A 20,633-nucleotide genomic window follows, 5' to 3' on the forward strand; every position below is an offset into this window, starting at 1 on the left:
CAGGGAGGACGAGCGTGAACCGATCTCGCGTGGTCGCGAGCACGATCGCCGTCATCGCGACCGTCGTCACCCTCTTCCCGGTTTACTGGATGGTGCTCTCGGCGTTCAAACCGCCGGGCGAGATCCAGTCGCTGGAGGTCCGCCCGTGGACCCTGCACCCCACCCTCGACCACTTCCGCCGCGTGCTCGGCGGCGAGAACTTCGCCCGCTACTTCCTCAACAGCCTCGCCGTCGCGCTGACGGTGGTCGTGCTGTCCGCCGTCGTGGCCTTCCTCGCCGCCGTGGCGGTGACCCGGTTCCGGTTCCGCTTCCGCACCACCGTGCTGATCATGTTCCTGATCGCCCAGATGGTCCCGGTCGAGGCGCTCACCATCCCGCTGTTCTTCCTGGTCCGCGACCTCGGCGCCGTCGTCCCCGCCGTCGGGCTCAACACGCTCGGCTCCCTGGTCCTGGTGCACCTGGCCTTCTCGCTGCCGTTCGCGATCTGGATGATGCGCGGCTTCGTGGCGGCGGTCCCCGAGGCGCTGGAGGAGGCCGCCACGATCGACGGGGCGAGCCGGGCCGTCGTCCTGTGGCGCGTCATGTTCCCGCTGGTGGCCCCGGGCCTCGTCGCGACCAGCGTGTTCTCGTTCATCACCGCCTGGAACGACTTCATCTTCGCCCGGACGTTCATCATCTCGGCCAAGGACCACCAGACCCTGCCCGCCGCCCTGCTCGTGTTCTTCAAACCCGACGAGAACGACTGGGGCGGCATCATGGCCGCCTCGACCCTCATGACCGTCCCCGTCCTGGTCTTCTTCGTCGCCGTCCAGCGCAGGCTCGTCGCGGGTCTCGGCGGGTCTGTGAAGGACTGACCCGGCTGCCGGCGGGGCAGCGGGGGGATCGAGGCGCGCCGCCCCCGCCGAGGTCGAGCGGATCGATCGAGCCCGGGGTGGCCGCCCGCGCGGCCCTCCGGTCGCTCAGGCGGGTTTGCGGGCCGTCAGCATCCGCGTGCCGGACCACGGGCCGCCGTACCAGAACCGGGAGCCCAGGTCGCGGACGGTCACCTCCTCCGCGCCGAGCTCGCGGAGCACGGCGGCGTAGTCCCCGGTGTGCCGGAAGTCGGCGATCGCCATCCGCCCGCCGGGGGCGAGCACGCGGTACGCCTCGCGGATCGCGCGCAGCCGTCCCTGCGGGTCGGGAATGTTGTGGATGGCGAGGCTCGACACGATCAGGTCGAAGTGGTCGTCCTCGAACGGCAGCGACCGCATGTCCCCGGTGACCAGTTCGACGCGGTCGGCCACGTTCTCCGCCTTGAGGTTGCGCCTGGTCACGTCCTCGGCGTTGCCCGACTGGTCGCGCGAGAGCCACAGGTCGATGCCGGTGACCCGCCCCCTGGGTACGCGCTTCGCCGCCTGGACCAGCACCGCGCCGCGCCCGCACCCGAGGTCCAGCACCCGCTCGTCCCCCCGCAGGCCCAGCCGCCCAAGCTCCTCGGCCCACACCCGGAACTTCCCCCGCAGCGTGGTGTGCGCGAAGCTGCTCACGCTCGCGACCGAGTACAGGACCCCCACCAGCAGAACCCAGGCGAGCCACCACCCGTTCGCGAACGCGATGACCGTGACGACCGCCATGATCAACGCCCCGGCCGCCAGCCCCAGCAACGACGAGGGAGAGTCCACCCCGTAAGTGCGCAACGCGCGCATCCCCTTACCCACCCCCGCAACCTAACCCCGCCGCCCCACCCCGGACCAGACGGCGCGGCCATGACGCCCTATCCCGAATCTTGCCCGAACCCCACGCCCTCACGGCCGTTCGAGACGGATGACGTAGACCTCGCGTCGCTCCTCCAGCACCAGGTACGTGCCCTACAGTTCGACTCCGCGCGGCCGGCGCGTCCCGCGACGGCCTGCCGTCCTGGCGAGCGGAGTCGGAACGGCTGACATCTTTGAGGGGATTGGGGGATCGGTGGGCCGGCGAGGGGGTGAGTCGCCGTCGCCGGGGTTGTGGGGATGGTTCGCGTCGGCGGACGGGGTCGGGGGCGGGTTTAGGCTGGTGGGCCCGAGAGAGGTGGGAGCCGCTGATGGAGGAGCTTCTCGGACGTCTTACCGCCCTTGATCCCATCGCGAGCGAGGGGGTGAAGATCATCACCTATTTCGACGCCCTCGTGCAGCGCCAGGCGGGTCTGGAGGCGCTGATCCGGGGCGCCGCGATCCTGGCCGGGAGCCCGGCGGGGTTCGTCGCGGGCGGACGGCGGATGCGCGTCACGTCCGCCGGCGCGCGGACGCGCGAGCCGGTCCCGTCCGACTTCGCGGGCCGCCCGAGCCACGCGGTCGGCGCGGAGGGGCTGGTGTGGCTCGAACGCGAGGACGAGACGCACGCGAACGACGAGATGATCCTCGAACGCGCCGCCATCGCGCTGGGCGTCACGCTGGACCGCCTCAACGGCGTCGCGACGACGAGCCAGGCCGTCGAAACCCTCCTCGACCCGTCCTCGGGCGCCGACGCCCGCAAGCTCGCCGCCGTCCACCTCCGGCTCCGCGCGACCCACGAGTACCGCGTCCTCGCCACCCCCGCCGGCCGACCCCTCGATCCGGGCAGCCACGCGCCCGCCACCCGGCCCCTCGCCCCTGGCGGCCGCATGCCTGTGGCCCGGAGCGTTGCCGCCGACGGCCCCCACGCGCTCCTCGACACGACGGTGGGAATACTGCGGGCGACCATCGTGGACGCCGACGCCCCTGCGAACACCGGCACCGCTGCTCGCGCCGCCATCCCACCCGGCATCGTCACCACCTCCGACGTCGCCTCGGGTGCGGACGCCGGTGACCGGCTGGGCATCGGCGAGGCGCGGGTACCCGCCCTCCTGCACGAATCGTGGGCGCACGCCGTGATCGCCCTCCGGCTCACCAACGCGCGGTGGCCCGCCATTCGCGCGGACGACCTCGGCGTGCTGGCCGACATCGCCCGCCTGGCGGACGCCGCCGACCTGGCCGGCCTGGCGGACGTCAAGGCGGTCGGTTCCGTCGTCGCGTCCTCGCGGCACGCCCATGAGCTGCTGGAATCCATCGCGGTCACCGGCAGCCTGCGATCGGCGGCGGCCGACGCCGGGCTGCACCATTCCACGGTGCAGGCGAAGGCGGCCGAGTTCTCGGCGGCCCTCGGATACGACCTGCGTACCCCGGCGGGCCGCGTACGCCTGACCCTCGCCCTCACCCTGTGGCAGCTCGCGTCGAACCGCTTCGACTGACCTCTTCGCGGGACCGCCGGGTGGCGGGCGGCCGGGGCGGAAGCCGGGTCAGGTGGCGGTTGCCGGGCCGACAGGCCCAGGACCAGCATGAACGTAAGGCCCGGAGCGGCCGGGACACCGCTGGAGGAGTGCGATGACGACCATACCCCGTCCCCCGTACGACACCGAGCTGGAGGCCGCGCTCGCGGTCGTCTTGCAGCAGTTCGCCTCGGCCCATGGCACGGAGCCCGGGGCGAAGGCCTCCACGACGCTCGCCGAAGACCTCATCCAGACGAGGCGGTCCGGCATGGCGAGCCCGCCCATCGACCCGATCCTCCAGCAGTACGGGCTCGCCCATACGGAGCACGTGGTGCCCGGCCCCGAGGGCGACCCCGACATCACACTGTCGGTGTTCAAGCGGCATGATCTACCGCCCGGAGCGCCGTGCGTCTACAACATCCACGGCGGCGGCATGGTGATCGGCGACCGTTTCACGGGCATGGACCGGATGCTGGCCGAGTGGGCGGTCGACCTCGGCGCCGTCGTCGTCTCGGTCGAGTACCGGCTGGCCCCCGAGAACCCCGACCCCGCGCCGGTGGAGGACTGCTACGCGGGCCTGCTCTGGACCGCCGCCCACGCCCGGGAGCTCGGCGCCGACCCGGAGCGCATCCTGGTCGCCGGAGCCAGCGCCGGGGGAGGGCTGGCCGCCGGGGTGGCCCTGCTCGCCCGCGACCGCGGCGGCCCGCGCCTGATCGGCCAGCTCCTGATCTGCCCCATGCTCGACGACCGCAACGAGACCCTCTCCAGCCACCAGTACGACGGCATCGGCGTCTGGGACCGGGGCAGCAACGAGACCGGCTGGACCGCGCTGCTCGGCGACCGGCGCGGCACCGGCAAGGTGTCGATCTACGCCGCGCCCGCCCGCGCCACGGACCTGTCGAACCTGCCGCCCGCGTTCATCGACGTCGGCTCCGCCGAGGTCTTCCGCGACGAGGACGTCGCGTACGCGATGGGCATCTGGGCGGCCGGCGGCGTGGCCGACCTGCACGTCTGGGCCGGCGGCTTCCACGGCTTCTCCGGCATGGCCCCCCACGCGGCGGTATCGGCCGCCGCCAACGAGACCCGCACCAACTGGACCCGCCGCATCCTCGGCACCTGACCCGCAGCGTCTGGTCGTCCTGCGGCACGTGTGAGATACACGAATGGCCAGGGGCGACGCCGCTCGATGCCAGGTGGAGGTCTTCTCCTGATCACCTCCGTCGTCCTGCCGGTCTGGGCGGTCAGAGCTGGAGCCAGCGTTGCATGCGGTCGATGAGTTCCTCGGCGTCGACGGGCTTGGTCACGTAGTCGCTGGCGCCGGAGGACAGGGTCTTCTCGCGGTCGCCGTGCATGGCCTTGGCGGTGACGGCGATGATGGGGAGGCTGGAGAAGCGGGGCATCTCGCGGATCGCGGCCGTGGCGGCGTAGCCGTCCATCTCCGGCATCATGATGTCCATCAGGACCAGGTCGACGTCGTCGTTGCGCATCAGCATCTCGATGCCCTTGCGGCCGTTCTCGGCGTAGAGCACCTGCATGCCGTGCAGTTCCAGGATGTTGGTGAGCGCGAAGACGTTGCGGACGTCGTCGTCGATGACCAGCACCTTGCGGCCGAGCAGGCCGCTGTCGACCTTCTCGACGTCGCGCGGCGCCTCCTCGGGGGTCGACTGAACCAGCGGGAGGACGTCGCCGGGACCCTTGGCGGACAGGTGGAGCGTGATGCGCTCGCGCAGCTCGTCCAGGCTGGGCAGGCGCTCCAGGGGCTGGGTGCGCGAGCGGCCCTGGAGCAGCTTCTCCTGGTTGCGGGTGAGCTTGCGCGTGTGGTGGGCGAGCACGGGCAGTGTGCGCAGCGCCGGGTCGTCGTCGAGCCGGCGCAGGAACTCGGCGGCGGCGTCGTGCGGCATGCCGAGGTCGAGCACGATGCAGTGGTAGTCGTCCCCGGCGAGCGCGGCCATGGCGCTGTCGGGGTCGCTGGCCGTGGTGACCCGCACCGGGCCGTGCGTCTCCGACAGGTCGGCGACGACGCTCTGCGCCAGCAGTGACAGCAGGCCGTTGGCCCGTCCTTCGACGACCAGCAGCCTGCGGCCGTTCTCGCCCGGGAGGCCGTTTCGAGGGGCGGCCTGCGCCGGCGCGGGCAGTTCGATGGGCGCCCGCACGAGGATCTCCGGCGCGGGCGGCCTGGCGAAGGAGTCCGGGCGGGTGTCGGGCAGGGGATCCTCGGAGAAGTGGCTCATCGGCAGGTAGAGGCTGAACGTGCTGCCCTCGCCGAGCGTGCTCACCGCGCGGATCTCGCCGTTGAACAGCGTGGCGATCTCGCGGCTGATCGACAGGCCGAGGCCGGTGCCGCCGTACTTGCGGCTGGTGGTGCCGTCGGCCTGCTGGAAGGCGTCGAAGATCTGCGAGAGGTTCTCCTCGGCGATGCCGATGCCGGTGTCCACGACGTGGAACGCGAGGGCCTCCTGCGGCGGGCCGCCCTGCGGTTCGAGCGTGCCGCGTTCGACGCGCAGCTCGACCGACCCGGCCTCGGTGAACTTGACCGCGTTCGAGAGCAGGTTGCGCAGGACCTGCCGCAGGCGCTGCTCGTCCATGAGGAGCTGGGTGGGCACGTCCGGCGCGATGCGGACGTCGAAGCGCAGGCCCTTCTCGGTGGTCATCGGGCGGAACGTCGCCTCGACGTAGTCCAGGAGCTGGCGCAGGTGGAACGGCTCCAGCGTGAGGTCCATCTTGCCGGCCTCGATCTTGGACAGGTCGAGGATGTCGTTGATCAACTGAAGCAGGTCGGTGCCGGCGGAGTGGATGACGTTGGCGTACTCGACCTGCTTGGCGGTGAGGTTGCGCGCCGGGTTCTGCGCCAGCAGCTGGGCGAGGATGAGCAGGGAGTTCAGCGGGGTGCGCAGCTCGTGGCTCATGTTGGCCAGGAACTCGCTCTTGTACTTGGACGCGAGCGCGAGCTGCTGGGCGCGGTCCTCCAGCTCCTGGCGGGCCTGCTCGATCTCGATGTTCTTGGTCTCGATGTCGCGGTTCTGCTGGGCCAGCAGCTCGGCCTTCTCCTCCAGCTCGGCGTTGGAGCGCTGGAGCTCCTCCTGGCGGACCTGGAGCTCGGTCGCCAGGCGCTGCGACTCGGTGAGCAGGGAGTCGGTGCGGGCGTTGGCGACGATGGTGTTGACGTTGACGCCGATGGTCTCGACGAGCTGTTCGAGGAAGGCGCGGTGGACCTGCGTGAACCTGTTGAGGCTGGCCAGCTCGATCACGCCGAGGACCTGGTCCTCGACGACTATCGGCAGGACGATCAGGCTGACCGGGCCCGCCTGGCCGAGGCTGGAGGAGATCGTCAGGTAGCCGGCGGGCACCTCCTCGACGAGGATGGTGCGCCTGGCGAGCGCCGCCTGGCCCACGAGGGAGTCGCCGAGGGCATGGCGGCGGGTCAGCTCCTGGTGGCCGTAGCTGCCGACGACGCCGAGCTCGATGCCGCGCGGAGTGTCCTCGGCGAGCAGGAAGGTGCCGTGCTGGGCGCGCACCAGCGGCGCCAGCTCGTTCATGACCAGCTCGGCGACGACGGCGAGGTCGCGGTGGCCCTGCATGAGGCCGGAGATGCGGGCGAGGTTGGTCTTCAGCCAGTCCTGTTCCTCGTTGGCGCGGGTGGTCTCGCGCAGGGACTTCACCATGGAGTTGATGTTGTCCTTGAGCTCGGCCACCTCGCCGGAGGCGTCGACCGTGATCGACCGCGTCAGGTCGCCCGAGGTCACGGCGCTGGTGACCTCCGCGATGGCGCGGACCTGGCGGGTGAGGTTTCCCGCCAGCTCGTTGACGTTCTCGGTGAGGCGCTTCCAGGTGCCGGACACGCCCTCGACCTCGGCCTGGCCGCCCAGCCGTCCCTCGCTGCCCACCTCGCGGGCCACGCGGGTGACCTCGGCGGCGAAGGACGAGAGCTGGTCGACCATCGTGTTGATCGTGGTCTTCAGCTCCAGGATCTCGCCGCGCGCGTCGACGTCGATCTTCTTGGTCAGGTCGCCCTGGGCGACGGCGGTGGTGACCTGGGCGATGTTGCGGACCTGGCTGGTCAGGTTGTTCGCCATCGAGTTGACGTTGTCGGTGAGGTCCTTCCAGGTGCCCGCGACGTTGGGCACGCGGGCCTGGCCGCCGAGCTGGCCCTCCGTGCCGACCTCGCGGGCCACGCGGGTGACCTCGTCGGCGAAGGCGCTCAGCGTCTCGACCATCGTGTTGATCGTCTGCGCGAGCGCCGCCACCTCGCCCTTGGCCTCGACCGTGATCTTCTGCGACAGGTCGCCGCGGGCCACGGCCGTCGCCACCTGGGCGATCGACCGCACCTGGCTGGTGAGGTTGGACCCCATGACGTTGACGTTGTCGGTGAGGTCCTTCCAGGTGCCCGACACGCCCCGGACGGTCGCCTGGCCGCCCAGGTTGCCCTCGGTGCCGACCTCGCGGGCCACGCGGGTGACCTCGTCGGCGAACGCCGAGAGCTGGTCGACCATCGTGTTGATGGTCTCCTTCAGCTCCAGGATCTCGCCGCGCGCGTCCACGCGGATCTTCTGCGACAGGTCGCCCTTGGCGACGGCGGTGGTGACCTCGGCGATGCTGCGGACCTGCGCGGTGAGGTTGTCGGCCATGACGTTCACCGACTCGGTCAGCGCTTTCCACGTGCCCGAGACGCCCTTCACGTCGGCCTGGCCGCCGAGGCGGCCCTCGGTGCCGACCTCGCGGGCGACGCGGGTGACCTCGTCGGCGAAGGAGGAGAGCTGGTCGACCATCGTGTTGAGGGTGTTCTTCAGCTCCAGGATCTCGCCGCGCGCCGAGACGGTGATCTTCTGGGACAGGTCGCCCCTGGCGACGGCGGTGGCGACCTGCGAGATGTTGCGGACCTGGTCGGTCAGGTTGCCCGCCATGGAGTTCACCGAGTCGGTCAGGTCGCGCCAGGTGCCGGCGACCTCGGTGACCTGCGCCTGGCCGCCCAGGCGCCCGTCGGTGCCGACCTCGCGGGCGACGCGGGTGACCTCGTCGGCGAAGGAGGAGAGCTGGTCGACCATCGTGTTGATCGTGTTCTTCAGCTCCAGGATCTCGCCGCGCGCCGAGACGGTGATCTTCTGGGACAGGTCGCCCCTGGCGACCGCGGTGGTGACCTGGGCGATGCTGCGGACCTGGTCGGTCAGGTTGCCGGCCATGGCGTTCACCGAGTCGGTGAGGTCCTCCCAGGTGCCCGAGACGCCGGGGACCTCTGCCTGGCCGCCGAGCTGGCCCTCGGTGCCGACCTCGCGGGCCACGCGCGTCACCTCGCTGGTGAACAGCGAGAGCTGGTCCACCATGCCGTTGAAGACGGTGGCGATCTCCTTGTACAGGCCGTCGCCGTCCTCGGGCAGCCGCGTGCCGAAATCGCCGTCGCGCACGGCCGTGAGCCCGGCCAGCAGCTGACGGAGATCGACGTCCGGGCCGCCCGCGCCGCTTCGGGAGGAACTGCCGCGCTTGGCCGTGTTCACGCTCTCAACCATGTCCACCCTTTGCGATCTGGCCGACACCTCGCCAAACCATCGTATAGACGCCCTCGTGAGGAGGGAAAACAGGCATCCCCTCGGCCTCGCGAAGGTAAGACGCGGGCTACGGACATCTAACCGCGCGAGGAGAGCCCCAGCGCGAGACGCACCAGCTCGGCGTTCCCCGTCACCGGCTCGCCCGACGGGCCGCACAGGACGTCCTCCAGCCCGACCCGCCCCGGCAAGCCCCGGCGCGTGGCCTCCTCCAGCAGCGGCCAGGTGGCCGGGCCCTCGCCGTGCAGCAGCCGCCCCGCCACGACGCCGAGCGCGTCCAGCCGGTCCAGGACGCGGCCCGCCTCGGTGACGGCCTCGGCGGCCGGCACGTCGATGATCTCGACGAGGACGCGCACGACCCGCCCGGCCAGGCCCGAGGCGGCGAGCGCGTCCGCGTCGGCGGGCGACCACACCCCGGCCTCGACGCCGATCCCGGCGTCCAGCAGCGTCAGGGCGAGCTCCTGGAAGCCGGGCTCGGACAGGTTGCACGACGCGAAGTCCGGGCGCTCGGCGTCGGGCAGGGACGCCCACCGCCGCACGGCGCGCAGGCGCGCGTGCACGTCCCCGCCGGTGATCCACAGCCCCGTGGACACGCCGGTGGGCAGCATCGGGACGGCGGCGCGGATCGCGGCGACCGCGGCCCCGATGTCGGCGGCGTCGAGCGACTCCCGTCCCGCGGCGTCGCGGGGATGGGCGTGGACGGCCGACGCCCCCTGCCCGGCCACGGCCCGGGCGTCGGCGGCCAGCTCGTCAGGGGTGAGCGGCAGCGCCGGGTGCTCGCCGGGCGCGCGGCCGCCGTTCAGACATGCCTTCAACCACATCCGGCCACCGTACTGGGCGGGCGCCGGGACGTTCGCTAGGCCCGCGTGTCGACGGAGTACAGGGCGTCGATCTCCTTGCCGAAGTCGCGCACGACCAGGTTGCGCTTGACCTTCAGCGACGGCGTCAGGTGGCCGCTCTCTTCGGTGAAGTCGGTGTCGATGATCACGAACTTCTTCACCTGCTCGGCCTTGGAGACCAGCGTGTTGGCGTCGTCCACCGCGCTCTGGACCGCGGCGACGACGGCCGGGTCGGCGCACAGCTCCGCGAGCGAGGCGCCGGTCCTGCCGTTGGCGGCCTTCCACTGCTCCATCGCCTCGGGGTCCAGGGTGACCAGCGCGGCGACGAACGGACGGTCGTCGCCGACCACCATGGCCTGGCTGACCAGCGGGTGGGCCCGGATGCGGTCCTCCAGGGGGGCGGGCGCGACGTTCTTGCCCGCGGCGGTGACGATGAGCTCCTTCTTCCTGCCGGTGATGCGCAGGTAGCCGTCCTGGTCGAGCTCGCCGACGTCGCCGGTGTGGAACCAGCCGGAGGAGTCGATCGCCTCGGCCGTGGCCTCGTCGTTGTTCCAGTACCCCGCGAAGACGTGACGGCCCTTGACCAGCACCTCGCCGTCGTCGGCCACGCCGATCGTGACGCCGGGGAACGGCTTGCCCACCGTGCCGATCTTGTTGGCGCCCGGGATGTTCACGGTCGAGGGCGCGGAGGTCTCGGTGAGCCCCCAGCCCTCGAAGACCTCGATGCCCGCGCCCCTGAAGAAGTTGCCGAGCCGCTCGCCGAGGGCCGACCCGCCCGACACCGCCGCGTTCAGCCGCCCGCCGGTCGCCGCCCGCAGCTTGGAGTACACCAGCCTGTCGTACAGCGCGCGCTTGAGCCGCAGCCCCGCGCCCGCGCCGCCGGAGCTCTCGGCCTTGCTCCACTCGATCGCGACGGCCGCCGCGCGGTGGAAGATCTTGCTCTTGAGCCCGCCCCCGGCCGACGCCTTCTGCTCGGCCGCGTTGTAGACCTTCTCGAAGACGCGCGGCACGCCGAGCAGGAACGTGGGCTTGAACGCCTGAAGGTCCGGCGCGACGTTCTTCATGTTGGGCGTGTGCGCCAGCACGGTGCCGGTCTCGATGAGGACGATCTGGATGAGCCGGGCGAAGCTGTGCGCCAGGGGCAGGAACAGCAGCGCGGCGCGCCCGTCGACCTCGAACAGGGCCTCCAGCGGGCCGCGGGCGACGTTGTGCGCGGTGAACAGCAGGTTGTCGTGGGTGAGGCGGCAGCCCTTGGGGCGGCCCGTCGTGCCGGAGGTGTAGATGAGGGTGGCGAGCTCGGGGCCGCCGCGCGCGAGGCGCCGTTCCTTCAGCGTCTCCTCGGGGACGTCGGCGCCCCCGGCGGTCAGCCGGGCGAACCCGCCGTCGTCGATGCGCCAGATGGACGGCGGCTCGGCCATCGCGGCCGTGGCCTGCCGGACGACCTCCTCGTGCGCCTCGGATTCGACGATCACGCACGTGGCGCCGCTGTCGGCGAGGATCCAGTCCACCTGGTCGGCGGAGGACGTCTCGTAGATCGGCACGCCGACCGCGCCCGCCGCCCAGATGGCGTAGTCGGCGACCGTCCACTCGTAGCGGGTGCGCGACATCAGGGCCACGCGGTCGCCGGGCCCGACGCCCGCGTCGATCAGGCCCTTGGCGACCCCGGCGACCTGGTCGCGGAACTCGGCGGCCGTGACGGGGACCCAGGCGTCGCCGCTCTTGCGGCTGATCACCACGGCGGCGGGCTCCTGCTCGCCGCGCGTGAAGACGGTGTCGGCGCAGTTGGCGGACGCAGGGACGTCCACCAGCACGGGAACGGTGTACTCGCGCACGTTCAACTCCTCGGGGCGCACGCGCCACTGGTGCCGTCACAGACCCTGTATCAGGCCCTGTATGAAGGGGCATTCCACGCTATCAGTGTCGTCCGCCGGCGCCGTCCGCCACGAGGTGCGTGTCGCCTCACCGGCCAAGCGATAGGTTAGTCGCACCGGCCGTCCGCGGGGCCGTTCACGATTTACGATGTCGGTCATGCGGGTCCATGTCGTCAGTGACGTCCACGGGCGCGCCGACGCCCTCGCCCGCGCCGCCGACGGCGCCGACGCGCTGGTCTGCCTCGGCGACCTGCTGCTGTTCATCGACTACGCCGACCACTCGCAGGGCATCTTCGCCGACCTGTTCGGCGCCGAGCGCGCCACGGAGTACGTCCGGATGCGCGCCGCCGGCCTCATGGAGGAGTCGCGGCAGATGAGCGCCGCGCTGTGGGCCACCCTCGGCGGCGACCCGCGCGAGCACATCGAGCGCGCCGCCCGCGAGCAGTACGCCCGCCTGTTCGCCGCGATGCCCACCCCCGCCTACCTCACCTACGGCAATGTGGACGTGCCCGCCCTGTGGGGCGACTACCTCAGGGACGGCCACCACGTGCTCGACGGCCAGACCGCCGAGATCGGCGGGCTCACCTTCGGCTTCGTGGGCGGTGGCCTGCGCACCCGCTACCGCACGCCCTACGAGATCGACGACGAGGAGTACGCCGCCAAGGTGGAGGCCGTCGGCGCCGTCGACGTGCTGTGCTGCCACATCCCGCCCGCCGTTCCCGGGCTGCTGTACGACGTGGTGGCGCGGCGGTTCGAGCGGGGCAGCGAGGCCACGCTCGCGGCGATCGAGCGCACCCAGCCGAGGTACGCGCTGTTCGGCCACGTCCACCAGCCTCTGGCCGCCCGCACCCGGATCGGCCGCACCGAGTGCGTCAACGTGGGTCACTTCCGCGGGCGCGGCCGGCCCTTCGCCCTCGATCTGTGACACGCGGCCGGCCTCGCCGCCGCGCGCGCGAGCACGCGACCGCGAACACCCGCCCCGGCGCGCGTACGCCCGCGGACGGTGAGCGAGTACGGTATGGCCATGGCTGATCGCACCATCTCCAGCATCACGATCGGGGCCGAGCCCCCGGCCGTCGTGGCGGTCATCGCCGACTTCCCGTCCTACCCGCGGTGGGCGGGCCAGGTGAAGTCGGCGGAGGTCCTGTCGATGGGCGAGGACGGCCGTCCGGCGACCGTCCGGTTCGTCATGGACGCCGGGGTGATCAGCGACGAGTACACCCTCGGCTACACCTGGCACGGCGACGAGGCCGTCGACTGGCGGATCGTCGAGTCCGGCAAGATGCTCTCGGGGCTGACCGGCAGCTACCGCCTCGCCGGGGCGGACGGCCGCACCGAGGTCACCTACGAGCTCGTCGTGGACCTGAAGGTCCCCATGATCGGCATGATCAAGCGCAAGGCCGAGAAGGTCATCGTCGACACCGCGCTCAAGGGGCTCAAGAAGCGCGTCGAGGGCCGATGAGCGAGTCCGGCCCGAGGGTCCTGCTGTTCACCGGCAAGGGGGGAGTCGGCAAGACCACCGTCGCCGCGGCCACGGCCACGCTCGCCGCCCGCCGGGGACGCAAGACGCTCGTGGTCTCGACCGACACCGCGCACTCCCTGGCCGACGCCCTCGGCGTGCCCGGGTCCGGGGAGCCCTCCGAGATCGCGCCCGCCCTCTACCTGCAGCAGGTCGACACCCAGAAGGCGCTCGAACGCCACTGGGGCGACCTTCGCGACTACGCCCAGGGCGTGCTCGCAGAGCTGGGCCTGGACGAGATCACCTCCGAGGAGCTCACGGTGCTGCCCGGCGCCGAGGAGGTCATGGCCCTGCTGGAGCTGAGCGAGCAGGTCCGCACCGGCCGCTGGGACGTCGTCGTGGTCGACTGCGCCCCCACGGCCGAGACGCTGCGCCTGCTCGCCCTCCCCGAGGCGCTCGACTGGCACGTCAACCGCCTGCTGCCCGCGGGCCGCAGGCTGCTGCGCGCCATCGCCCCCGTGATGCGCCACGTCACCCGGCTCAACCTCCCCGAGGACGCCGTGGTCAGCTCGGGCGAGCGGCTGCACACCGGGCTCATGGGCGTGCGCGACCTGCTGACCGGCCCCGCCGCCTCCGTGCGCCTCGTGCTCACCCCCGAGGCGGTCGTGGTGGCCGAGGCCCGCCGCACGTTCACCTCGCTCAGCCTCTACGGCTACCGCGTCGACGGCGTGGTCGCCAACCGCGTGTTCCCGGCCGAGGGGTCGGACGACTGGCGGCGCGGGTGGGTGGAGGCCCAGGCCCGCCACCTCGCCGCCGTCCACGAGTCCTTCGCGCCGCTGCCCGTCCACACGGTGCCCTACCTGCCCGCCGAGCCGGTCGGCGCCGAGTCGCTCGCCGCGCTGGCCGGCGAGCTGTACGGCGCGTCCGACCCGTTCGCGCCGCCCGTGGGCGAGCCGCCGCTGGCCGTCCGCGCCGAGGGCGGCGTGCACGAGCTGACCCTCGCCCTCCCGCTCGCGGACAGGTCCGACGTCGACCTGGCGAGGAAGGGCGACGAGCTGATCGTCACCGCCGGGTCCTACCGCCGCGTGATCACCCTCCCCGCCGCCCTGGCCAGAAGATCGGTTCACGAGGCGGCGCTCCGCGACGGCCGCCTCCGGGTACGGTTCGAGGCAGGAGGGGCCTGATGACCGAGATGAACGAGAAGACCAATGGCGCCCAGCCCGCCGACCGGCGGCAGGACGACCGTGACGAATGGTTCAGAAGCCGGGACGAGAGCCGGCAGGGCGAGACCCGGCGGGACGACACCGCCCGCGACATCCCCGACCCGCTCGGGTCGGTCGCGGGCGAGGCGCGCAAGCTCTTCGACTCGCTGCAGGAGCGGGTCGGCCGCGAGATCGGCAAGGGCTTCGTGAAGGGCGGCGTCAGCGGCCTCGGCCAGGGGCTGGGGCAGGCGTTCGGCGGCGGTGGCGGCGGCCGTACGAGCGGCGACGTGTGGAGTGAGGCGGTGACCGGGCATGACGACGATGACGAGTACATCTGCCGTGCCTGTCCCGTGTGCCGCCTCAAGGCCGCGCGGCGCGAGAGCGGCGGAGACGTCGGCGAGCACCTGGTCGCGGCGGCCGGCGAGCTGTTCGCCGCGTTCCGCCAGGCGGTGGACGCGGTCTCACGGCCCGCCCGGCCGGGACGCCCCGGCGGCACGGACACCCGAGTACAGCACATCGACCTGGGCTGAGGGCCCGGTGGCGTTTCTCGGGGGGAAGGGATGAGACATGGCGCTGACGATCGGCGTTGACGTCGGTGGTACGAAGATCGCCGCCGGGGTCGTGGACGAGGACGGCCACATCGTGGAGGACCTGCTGCGGCATACCCCCGCGGACAGCCCCGACCAGGTCGCGGACACGATCTCCGAGGTGGTCCTCGAACTCGCCGGCCGCCACGACGTCGAGGCGGTGGGGGTCGGCGCCGCCGGCTTCGTCGACGAGACCAGGTCCATCGTCCGGTTCGCCCCGAACCTCGCCTGGCGCGAGGAGCCGCTGCAGAAGAAGATCTCCGAGCGGGTCAACCTGCCGGTGGTCGTCGAGAACGACGCCAACGCCATGGCCTGGGGCGAGTACCGCTTCGGCGCCGGGCGCGGCGAGAGCCACGTCGTGTGCGTCACGGTCGGCACCGGCATCGGCGGCGGCCTCGTCTTCGGCGGCACCCTCTACCGGGGCCGCTGGGGCATGGGCGCCGAGATGGGCCACATGCAGGTCGTCCCCGGCGGACGCCTGTGCGGGTGCGGCAACCTCGGCTGCTGGGAGCAGTACGCCAGCGGCAACGCGCTGGTGCACGACGCCCGGGTGATCGCCGCCGCCGACCCCGAGCGGGCCGGGCGCATGCTGGAGCTGGCCGGAGGCTCGGTGTCCGACATCGAGGGCGAGCACATCACCCAGGCCGCCCGCGAGGGGGACGAGGCCGCCCTGGCGGCGTTCACCGCCCTCGCCGAGTGGCTCGGCCAGGGCCTGGCAGACCTCGCCGCCGTGCTCGACCCGGGGTGCTTCATCCTCGGCGGCGGCGTGTCCCGGGCCGCCGACCTGTGGCTGGACCAGTCCCGCGCGGCGTTCCTGCGCGCGCTGACCGCCCGCGAGCACCGGCCGCACGCCGAGCTGCGCAAGGCCGAGCTCGGGCCGTCGGCGGGGCTGGTCGGCGCGGCGGACCTCGCCCGCCACCCCTGACGGGCCGCGGGGAACGGGCGGGCACCGAGCCACGATGATCCGCGTCGGCACGTACAACGTCCGGTCGATGTACGACGACACCGCCGCGCTGGCGCGGGTCGTCCGGGCCATGGCACCCGACGTGCTGTGCGTCCAGGAGGCCCCGCGCCTGGCGCGGTGGCGGCGCAGGCGCGCCGAGCTCGCCCGTTCCTCGGGCCTGCACGTGGTCACCGGCAGGCGTTTCGGGGGCGTCGCCGTGCTCGCCGCCCCCCGCGTCCGGGTGATCCACGCCGAGAGCCACCTGCTGCGCCGGTTCACCGGCCTGGAACGGCGCGGCGTCGCCGTGGCGGTGGTCGAGCACGCGGGCACGCGGATCACCGCCGCCTCCGTCCACCTGGACCTGAACGCCGCCGCGCGGCTGTGCCACGCGGTGGAGATCATGCGCCTGGTGCGGCGCGTCTCCCGGCGGTACCACGCGCCCGTGGTGATCGCGGGGGATCTGAACGAGCAGCCCGGCGAGCCCGTGTGGGAGTACCTCACCCGGAGCCTGGCCGACTGCTACGCGTGCGCGCCGAGGGGCGACGGGCTCACCTTCACGGCCCGCAGCCCGAGCAAGCGCCTGGACGCCGTGCTGGCCGGCGAGGGGCTGTGGGTGCGGTCCTGCGGGGGCGTGGACGTGTCGGTGGCGGACCTGCGCGCCGCCACCGACCACCTGCCGGTCGCCGCCGACCTCGTCGCCCTCTGAGCCGGGCGTCGGAACCCACCCTCGAACCCGCGCTCCGCCGGGTGGGCGCCGGTCGGCGGACGCCGGAATGGGAGGCTGAGTTCAGGTGACCTTTCGGTCAACACTGGCGTACCTCACGCGCACCGGATGACGGGACACGTACGATTTGCTCATGTCCCGCCGCCTGTCGCGGCGTGCTCTGCCCTTGTGCGTGTTGTTGACCGGCGTGCTGACCGGTGGCCTCATCCGCGCCACATCCGCAGCGCACGCCCACGCCGACCCGTCCCGGCCCCGCGCCGACCGGCCGCCGGCCGCGCTGCTCCAGCAGTCGGCGAGCGCGCGGCTCAAGGCCGACGGCTCACTGTCGGACGTCGTGGGCCTGTCCGCCACCGACATCTGGGCCGTGGGCCAGGAGGACGTCTGGGAGGCCTGGCAGAACCGCAGCGTGATCACCCACTGGGACGGCTCCGCCTGGACCGAGTTCGGCATCCGGAACGACGCCTCCGGCGCGGGGCACCTGCGGTCGGTCGCCGCCCCCTCGCCCCGCGAGATCTGGGCCGTCGGCGACGGTCACGACGGCCTTCCGTACGTCGTGCGCGGCGACGGCTCGGCGTTCGACCGCGTCAGCGTGCCGCAGTTCGGCTCGCGCGACTGGCTGGGCGGCGTCGCGGCCGTGCCCGGCCGAACCGTGGCCGTCGGCAGCCGGGGTGGGACGCCGCTCATCGCCACGGCCACCTCGGCGGGCTGGACCGTCACCGAGGGCGAGAACGACGGCACACTGTACGGCGTCGCGCTCACCCGCAAGGGCGACGCGGGCTGGGCGGTCGGCGACGACGGCGGCCGGCCGATGATCATGCGCTTCGACGGCGACACCTGGGACCCGGTCCCGGCGCCGTCCGTCGAGGGAGGCTTCCTGCGGGACGTCGCCGTCGACGGCCCCAGGAAGGCGGTCGCCGTGGGCGGCGTCTACCACGACGGCGGGAAGATCACCCCGCTGGTGCTCACCTGGAACGGCAAGCGGTGGAGCCGGGCCTCGATCCCCACCCGGTACGCCGAGCTGTACGGCGTGACCGGTGACGGCAAGGGCCACTTCTGGGCCTCCGGGTACGACCCCGAGCACGCGGGGCAGGCGTACCTGCTGCGCGGTGGCCCGTCCGGCGGCTGGCGGGTCGTGCGCGGCAAGTCCTCACCCGCGCCGCGCACCATGCGCCTGCAGGCCGTCACGCACGTCGGCGACCTCACGCTCGCCGTCGGGCACGTCGTGGACGCCGACGAGCGGTACACCGACGTGGTCGAGCGCTTCCAGCCGGGCACACCGAAGACCGTCACCGCGACGCCGAAGACCCAGAGCCCGCCCGCCCAGCGGTGACCTCGCCGGTCTCCGGCGAGACCCCGGGCGGGGGCGCGGGCCGGGTCAGACGATGGCGCCGTCGTCCCACCCCGAGTCCGGGGGCGGGCCGTCGCCCATGCGCACGATCAGCGCGACGAAGCCGCCGATGAACGCGGCGATGGCGGCGAAGATGATCCAGCCGTCCATCGGCCAAGACAACAGCGCGGCCAGCAGCAGATAGGCCGGGCCGCCGAACAGCGCCAGCCAGGCGACCTTCGTGCCGGAGTCCATCTTGGGGAGCGGTGGCGGGGGAGGAGGGACGTAGTGGTCGCCGTCGTCCTCCTGGGGCGCGGCGGGGCGGACGTCCTCCTCGGCGACCTCCTCGGCGGTCTCGGCGGGGATCTCCGCCTTCACGGCCTGGGGGGCGTCTTCGGTGGGGACGTTCTCGCGGTCCGGCCATGGCTGGCCGGCCGAAGGGGCTTCGGCGGTCTCGTTGAAGGAGGCGACGATCTGACGCCAGACCTCGTCCTCATCACTCTGCGGCGTCACCGGTCACTTCGATTCGTCCAATGCTCGTGATCACGACTGCTGTACGGCTGGGTGCTGATCGTGTTCCCCGGGGCTCCGGTCGGGCGGCCCGGACGTACGGATCTCGCCGCCGTGCCGCCTCGCCGCGGAGGCCGGTCAGTCTCTTTGCAAGGGTACCGAGGCGTGGGTCCTGATGAATTCGAGGCTGCCCTCGAAAATCTCGGGGGCATCGTTGTCGAGCGTCGCGACGTGGTAACTGTTGACGCATTCCCGCACCGTCAGGTTGTCACCGAGCGCCTGGCGCAGGAAGCGGACGCTGGCCGGCTTCACGACGTGGTCCTCCGGGCTGTGGTAGACGAGCACGGGCTGGGTGACCCGGCCGAGCTCGGACTGCACCAGCGACCACAGCCGCGGCAGCGTCGCCGCGGCGCTCAGCGGCGTGCGCGTGTAGCCCAGCTCGGTCACCCCCTCGCGCTTGATGTCCCCCGCGACGCCGGCCACCGAGGAGACCACGAACCTCAGCACCGGCGCGAGCTTCAGCAACGGGACGTCGTTCACGATCGACGGGTTCACGACCACCACCCCCCGCACCTGCGGGCCCTGGACCTCCGCCAGACGCAGCGCCATGCACGCCCCGAGGGACAGGCCCATGACGAACACCTCGGCGCAGCGGGCCCTGAGCGCCTCGAACGCCCGCTCCAGCTCGGCGAACCAGTCCTCCCAGCGGGTGCGGTTCATCTCCTGCCAGGTCGTGCCGTGGCCCGGAAGGCGGGGCAGCGAGACGGTCAGGCCGGCCGCCGCGAGATACTCCGCCCATGGGCGCAGCGACTGCGGCGTCCCGGTGAAACCATGACAGAGCAGGACGCCGATCTGTCCACCTTCGTGCTGATACGGCTCGGAGCCGGGCATGAGCGGCATGGTTCCCCTCCTGATGCGGCTCGCCTGATCGTCGCACGTTCCAGGCCTCCCCGCGAGATCCGTTGGCCCGGTGTCGTGGGTTGTGAGACTCGGAAGTGTAGGTCCGGTGCGCCGGGCATGCGAAGATGACGCCACGCCGCGGCGCAGAGCCGTGAACGCCGACAAAGCCGCCGAAGCCGGATAAGCCAGAGAAGAGGTGCCCCGAGTGTTCTACTGGGTGGTGAAGGCCATTCTCGGCCCATTCCTCCATCTGGTGTTCCGTCCCTGGGCCGAAGGGAAGGAGAACGTCCCGAGGCACGGCCCGGCCATCATGGCCGGCAACCACCTGTCGTTCGCCGACCACTTCTTCGGGCCGCTGCCGCTGCCGCGCAAGGTCATCTCGCTCGGCAAGGCCGAATACTTCACCGGCCGTGGCATCAAGGGATTCTTCACCCGGCTGTTCTTCACCGGGGTCGGCACCGTGCCGATCGACCGGTCCGGCGGCAAGGCCAGCGAGGCGGCGCTGCGTACGGGCCTGCGCGTCCTGCGCGAGGGCGAGCTGCTCGGCATCTACCCCGAGGGCACCCGCTCGCCCGACGGGCGGCTCTACAAGGGCAAGACCGGCGTGGCCCGGCTCGCGCTGGAGTCACGGGTGCCGGTCATCCCCTGGGCGATGGTCAACACCTTCGAGATGATGCCCCCCGGCCGGTTGTTCCCCAAGCTCGGCATCCGCCCCGGCGTCCGGTACGGCAAGCCGCTCGACTTCTCCCGCTACTACGGCATGGAGGAGGACCGCCTGGTGCTGCGCGCCGTCACCGACGAGATCATGTACGCGCTGATGGAGCTGTCGGGCCAGGAGTACGTCGACAAGTACGCGGCGAGCGCCAAGGTCGAGATGGCCAGGGCCGCCCGGAAGGCCGCCAAGCCCTCCGCGTCGTGAGCCGTCCGGGTGTGGCTAACTTGTAGGGGAGGGGGCCTACGAGGTGAGCGAGCCATGAACGAGCGGTACGTGATCTCGCCGGCGCGGTCGAAGATCGGGTTCGAGGCGAGCAGCAGCGTCCATCCGATCCACGGCGAGGCCGACGGCGTGAGCGGCTTCGTCGACGCGGCCGTCGTGGGCGGGCGCGTGGACCTCTCCGCCGAGCCCCGCATGCGTGTGGAACTGCCCGCCGAACGCCTGCGCTCGGGCAACCCGCTGTACGACGGCGAGCTGCGGCGGCGGATCGACGTCCGCGCGTACCCCCGGGTCACCGGCGAGGCCACCGAGGTCGAGGAGCTCACCGGGACCGGCCGCTACCGCGTCCAGGGCGACCTGACCTTCCACGGCGTCACCCGCCCCGTCGAGGGCGAGATCACCGTCTCCGCGCCGGACGACCGCACCCTGCTCATCGAGGGCGAGCAGATCTTCGATGTCCGCGACTTCGGGCTCCAGCCGCCGAAGATGCTGATGCTCCGCGTTCATCCCCAGGTGAGGGTCCGCGTCCGGATCGTCGCCGAACGCGAGCCCTGAC

At 72.2% G+C, this 20,633-nt stretch carries 18 protein-coding genes; 12 read left to right on the forward strand and 6 right to left on the reverse strand.

Annotated features, from left to right (window positions below; translation table 11 throughout):
• Positions 1 to 14: 14 nt before the first annotated feature.
• Positions 15 to 854 carry a carbohydrate ABC transporter permease gene (locus DQ384_RS24545; RefSeq protein WP_245966745.1) on the forward strand — a complete coding sequence of 280 codons (840 nt, stop codon included), beginning with the start codon at positions 15 to 17 and terminating at the stop codon, positions 852 to 854.
• Positions 855 to 959: 105 nt separating this feature from the next.
• On the opposite strand, the gene DQ384_RS24550 is transcribed toward DQ384_RS24545, so the two are convergent.
• Positions 960 to 1,697, reverse strand: a complete 738-nt coding sequence (locus tag DQ384_RS24550; RefSeq protein WP_245966746.1) for a class I SAM-dependent methyltransferase — start codon at positions 1,695 to 1,697, stop codon at positions 960 to 962.
• 365 nt (positions 1,698 to 2,062) lie between these two features.
• Here DQ384_RS24550 and DQ384_RS24555 point away from each other — a divergent pair, with 365 nt between their 5' ends.
• Positions 2,063 to 3,226 (forward strand): helix-turn-helix domain-containing protein, encoded by a 1,164-nt coding sequence (locus DQ384_RS24555; protein WP_114031210.1) that lies wholly within the window; start codon positions 2,063 to 2,065, stop codon positions 3,224 to 3,226.
• A 133-nt stretch (positions 3,227 to 3,359) separates the two neighbouring features.
• A complete protein-coding gene (locus DQ384_RS24560; protein WP_114031211.1) occupies positions 3,360 to 4,364 on the forward strand; it encodes an alpha/beta hydrolase in 1,005 nt (334 codons plus the stop codon).
• A gap of 121 nt (positions 4,365 to 4,485) precedes the next feature.
• On the opposite strand, the gene DQ384_RS24565 is transcribed toward DQ384_RS24560, so the two are convergent.
• From DQ384_RS24565 to DQ384_RS24575, 3 genes are all read right to left on the reverse strand, one after another.
• Positions 4,486 to 8,745 (reverse strand): HAMP domain-containing protein, encoded by a 4,260-nt coding sequence (locus tag DQ384_RS24565; RefSeq protein ID WP_114031310.1) that lies wholly within the window; start codon positions 8,743 to 8,745, stop codon positions 4,486 to 4,488.
• Positions 8,746 to 8,861: 116 nt separating this feature from the next.
• Positions 8,862 to 9,602 (reverse strand): 3-keto-5-aminohexanoate cleavage protein, encoded by a 741-nt coding sequence (locus DQ384_RS24570; RefSeq protein ID WP_114031212.1) that lies wholly within the window; start codon positions 9,600 to 9,602, stop codon positions 8,862 to 8,864.
• A 35-nt stretch (positions 9,603 to 9,637) separates the two neighbouring features.
• Positions 9,638 to 11,452 carry an AMP-dependent synthetase/ligase gene (locus tag DQ384_RS24575; protein WP_114031311.1) on the reverse strand — a complete coding sequence of 605 codons (1,815 nt, stop codon included), beginning with the start codon at positions 11,450 to 11,452 and terminating at the stop codon, positions 9,638 to 9,640.
• A 196-nt stretch (positions 11,453 to 11,648) separates the two neighbouring features.
• On the opposite strand from DQ384_RS24575, the gene DQ384_RS24580 reads away from it, so the two are divergent.
• The 7 genes from DQ384_RS24580 to DQ384_RS24610 all read left to right on the forward strand — a co-directional run bounded on the left by DQ384_RS24580 (position 11,649) and on the right by DQ384_RS24610 (position 17,736).
• Entirely contained in the window at positions 11,649 to 12,416 is a 768-nt protein-coding gene (locus DQ384_RS24580) for a metallophosphoesterase family protein (protein WP_114031312.1), read from the forward strand.
• Between the two features lie 99 nt (positions 12,417 to 12,515).
• The gene (locus DQ384_RS24585; protein ID WP_114031313.1) at positions 12,516 to 12,953 is read left to right on the forward strand and encodes an SRPBCC family protein; all 438 of its coding nucleotides are present in this window, start codon (positions 12,516 to 12,518) and stop codon (positions 12,951 to 12,953) included.
• A complete protein-coding gene (locus DQ384_RS24590) occupies positions 12,950 to 14,134 on the forward strand; it encodes an ArsA family ATPase (protein WP_114031213.1) in 1,185 nt (394 codons plus the stop codon). Before DQ384_RS24585 ends, DQ384_RS24590 begins: the two co-directional genes overlap by 4 nt.
• Positions 14,134 to 14,682, forward strand: coding sequence for a hypothetical protein (locus tag DQ384_RS24595; protein ID WP_114031214.1), 549 nt, complete (start codon positions 14,134 to 14,136; stop codon positions 14,680 to 14,682). The genes DQ384_RS24590 and DQ384_RS24595 overlap by 1 nt, the downstream gene beginning before the upstream one ends.
• Positions 14,683 to 14,719: 37 nt before the next feature.
• Positions 14,720 to 15,664, forward strand: a complete 945-nt coding sequence (locus DQ384_RS24600) for an ROK family glucokinase (RefSeq protein WP_114031215.1) — start codon at positions 14,720 to 14,722, stop codon at positions 15,662 to 15,664.
• A gap of 34 nt (positions 15,665 to 15,698) precedes the next feature.
• On the forward strand, positions 15,699 to 16,388 hold the full coding sequence (locus DQ384_RS24605; RefSeq protein WP_114031216.1) for an endonuclease/exonuclease/phosphatase family protein: 690 nt from the start codon (positions 15,699 to 15,701) through the stop codon (positions 16,386 to 16,388).
• A 151-nt stretch (positions 16,389 to 16,539) separates the two neighbouring features.
• The gene (locus DQ384_RS24610) at positions 16,540 to 17,736 is read left to right on the forward strand and encodes a beta propeller repeat protein (RefSeq protein WP_245966747.1); all 1,197 of its coding nucleotides are present in this window, start codon (positions 16,540 to 16,542) and stop codon (positions 17,734 to 17,736) included.
• A 45-nt stretch (positions 17,737 to 17,781) separates the two neighbouring features.
• Here DQ384_RS24610 and DQ384_RS24615 read toward each other — a convergent pair whose 3' ends face one another.
• Complete coding sequence (locus tag DQ384_RS24615) at positions 17,782 to 18,246, reverse strand: hypothetical protein (protein WP_114031217.1); 465 nt, start codon at positions 18,244 to 18,246, stop codon at positions 17,782 to 17,784.
• Positions 18,247 to 18,381: 135 nt separating this feature from the next.
• The gene (locus tag DQ384_RS24620; protein WP_114031218.1) at positions 18,382 to 19,143 is read right to left on the reverse strand and encodes an alpha/beta hydrolase; all 762 of its coding nucleotides are present in this window, start codon (positions 19,141 to 19,143) and stop codon (positions 18,382 to 18,384) included.
• A gap of 205 nt (positions 19,144 to 19,348) precedes the next feature.
• Between DQ384_RS24620 and DQ384_RS24625 the strand changes: the two genes are divergently transcribed.
• Together DQ384_RS24625 and DQ384_RS24630 are read left to right on the forward strand one after the other, a co-directional pair.
• Positions 19,349 to 20,062: a lysophospholipid acyltransferase family protein gene (locus tag DQ384_RS24625; protein WP_114031219.1), complete on the forward strand. Its 714-nt coding sequence runs from the start codon at positions 19,349 to 19,351 to the stop codon at positions 20,060 to 20,062.
• Positions 20,063 to 20,116: 54 nt separating this feature from the next.
• A complete protein-coding gene (locus DQ384_RS24630) occupies positions 20,117 to 20,632 on the forward strand; it encodes a YceI family protein (RefSeq protein WP_114031220.1) in 516 nt (171 codons plus the stop codon).
• Position 20,633 lies beyond the last annotated feature (1 nt).

The sequence above is a fragment of the Sphaerisporangium album genome (assembly GCF_003323745.1).
Taxonomy (GTDB): domain Bacteria; phylum Actinomycetota; class Actinomycetes; order Streptosporangiales; family Streptosporangiaceae; genus Sphaerisporangium; species Sphaerisporangium album.

Excerpts from the sequence above, each read along its gene's own strand:
- DQ384_RS24555 (WP_114031210.1), top strand. The coding sequence starts at position 2,063 with ATGGAGGAGCTTCTCGGACGTCTTACCGCCCTTGATCCCATCGCGAGC.
- DQ384_RS24560 (WP_114031211.1), top strand. The coding sequence starts at position 3,360 with ATGACGACCATACCCCGTCCCCCGTACGACACCGAGCTGGAGGCCGCG.
- DQ384_RS24565 (WP_114031310.1), bottom strand. The coding sequence starts at position 8,745 with ATGGTTGAGAGCGTGAACACGGCCAAGCGCGGCAGTTCCTCCCGAAGC.
- DQ384_RS24570 (WP_114031212.1), bottom strand. The coding sequence starts at position 9,602 with ATGTGGTTGAAGGCATGTCTGAACGGCGGCCGCGCGCCCGGCGAGCAC.
- DQ384_RS24580 (WP_114031312.1), top strand. The coding sequence starts at position 11,649 with ATGCGGGTCCATGTCGTCAGTGACGTCCACGGGCGCGCCGACGCCCTC.
- DQ384_RS24585 (WP_114031313.1), top strand. The coding sequence starts at position 12,516 with ATGGCTGATCGCACCATCTCCAGCATCACGATCGGGGCCGAGCCCCCG.
- DQ384_RS24590 (WP_114031213.1), top strand. The coding sequence starts at position 12,950 with ATGAGCGAGTCCGGCCCGAGGGTCCTGCTGTTCACCGGCAAGGGGGGA.
- DQ384_RS24595 (WP_114031214.1), top strand. The coding sequence starts at position 14,134 with ATGACCGAGATGAACGAGAAGACCAATGGCGCCCAGCCCGCCGACCGG.
- DQ384_RS24600 (WP_114031215.1), top strand. The coding sequence starts at position 14,720 with ATGGCGCTGACGATCGGCGTTGACGTCGGTGGTACGAAGATCGCCGCC.
- DQ384_RS24605 (WP_114031216.1), top strand. The coding sequence starts at position 15,699 with ATGATCCGCGTCGGCACGTACAACGTCCGGTCGATGTACGACGACACC.
- DQ384_RS24610 (WP_245966747.1), top strand. The coding sequence starts at position 16,540 with ATGTCCCGCCGCCTGTCGCGGCGTGCTCTGCCCTTGTGCGTGTTGTTG.
- DQ384_RS24620 (WP_114031218.1), bottom strand. The coding sequence starts at position 19,143 with ATGCCGCTCATGCCCGGCTCCGAGCCGTATCAGCACGAAGGTGGACAG.
- DQ384_RS24630 (WP_114031220.1), top strand. The coding sequence starts at position 20,117 with ATGAACGAGCGGTACGTGATCTCGCCGGCGCGGTCGAAGATCGGGTTC.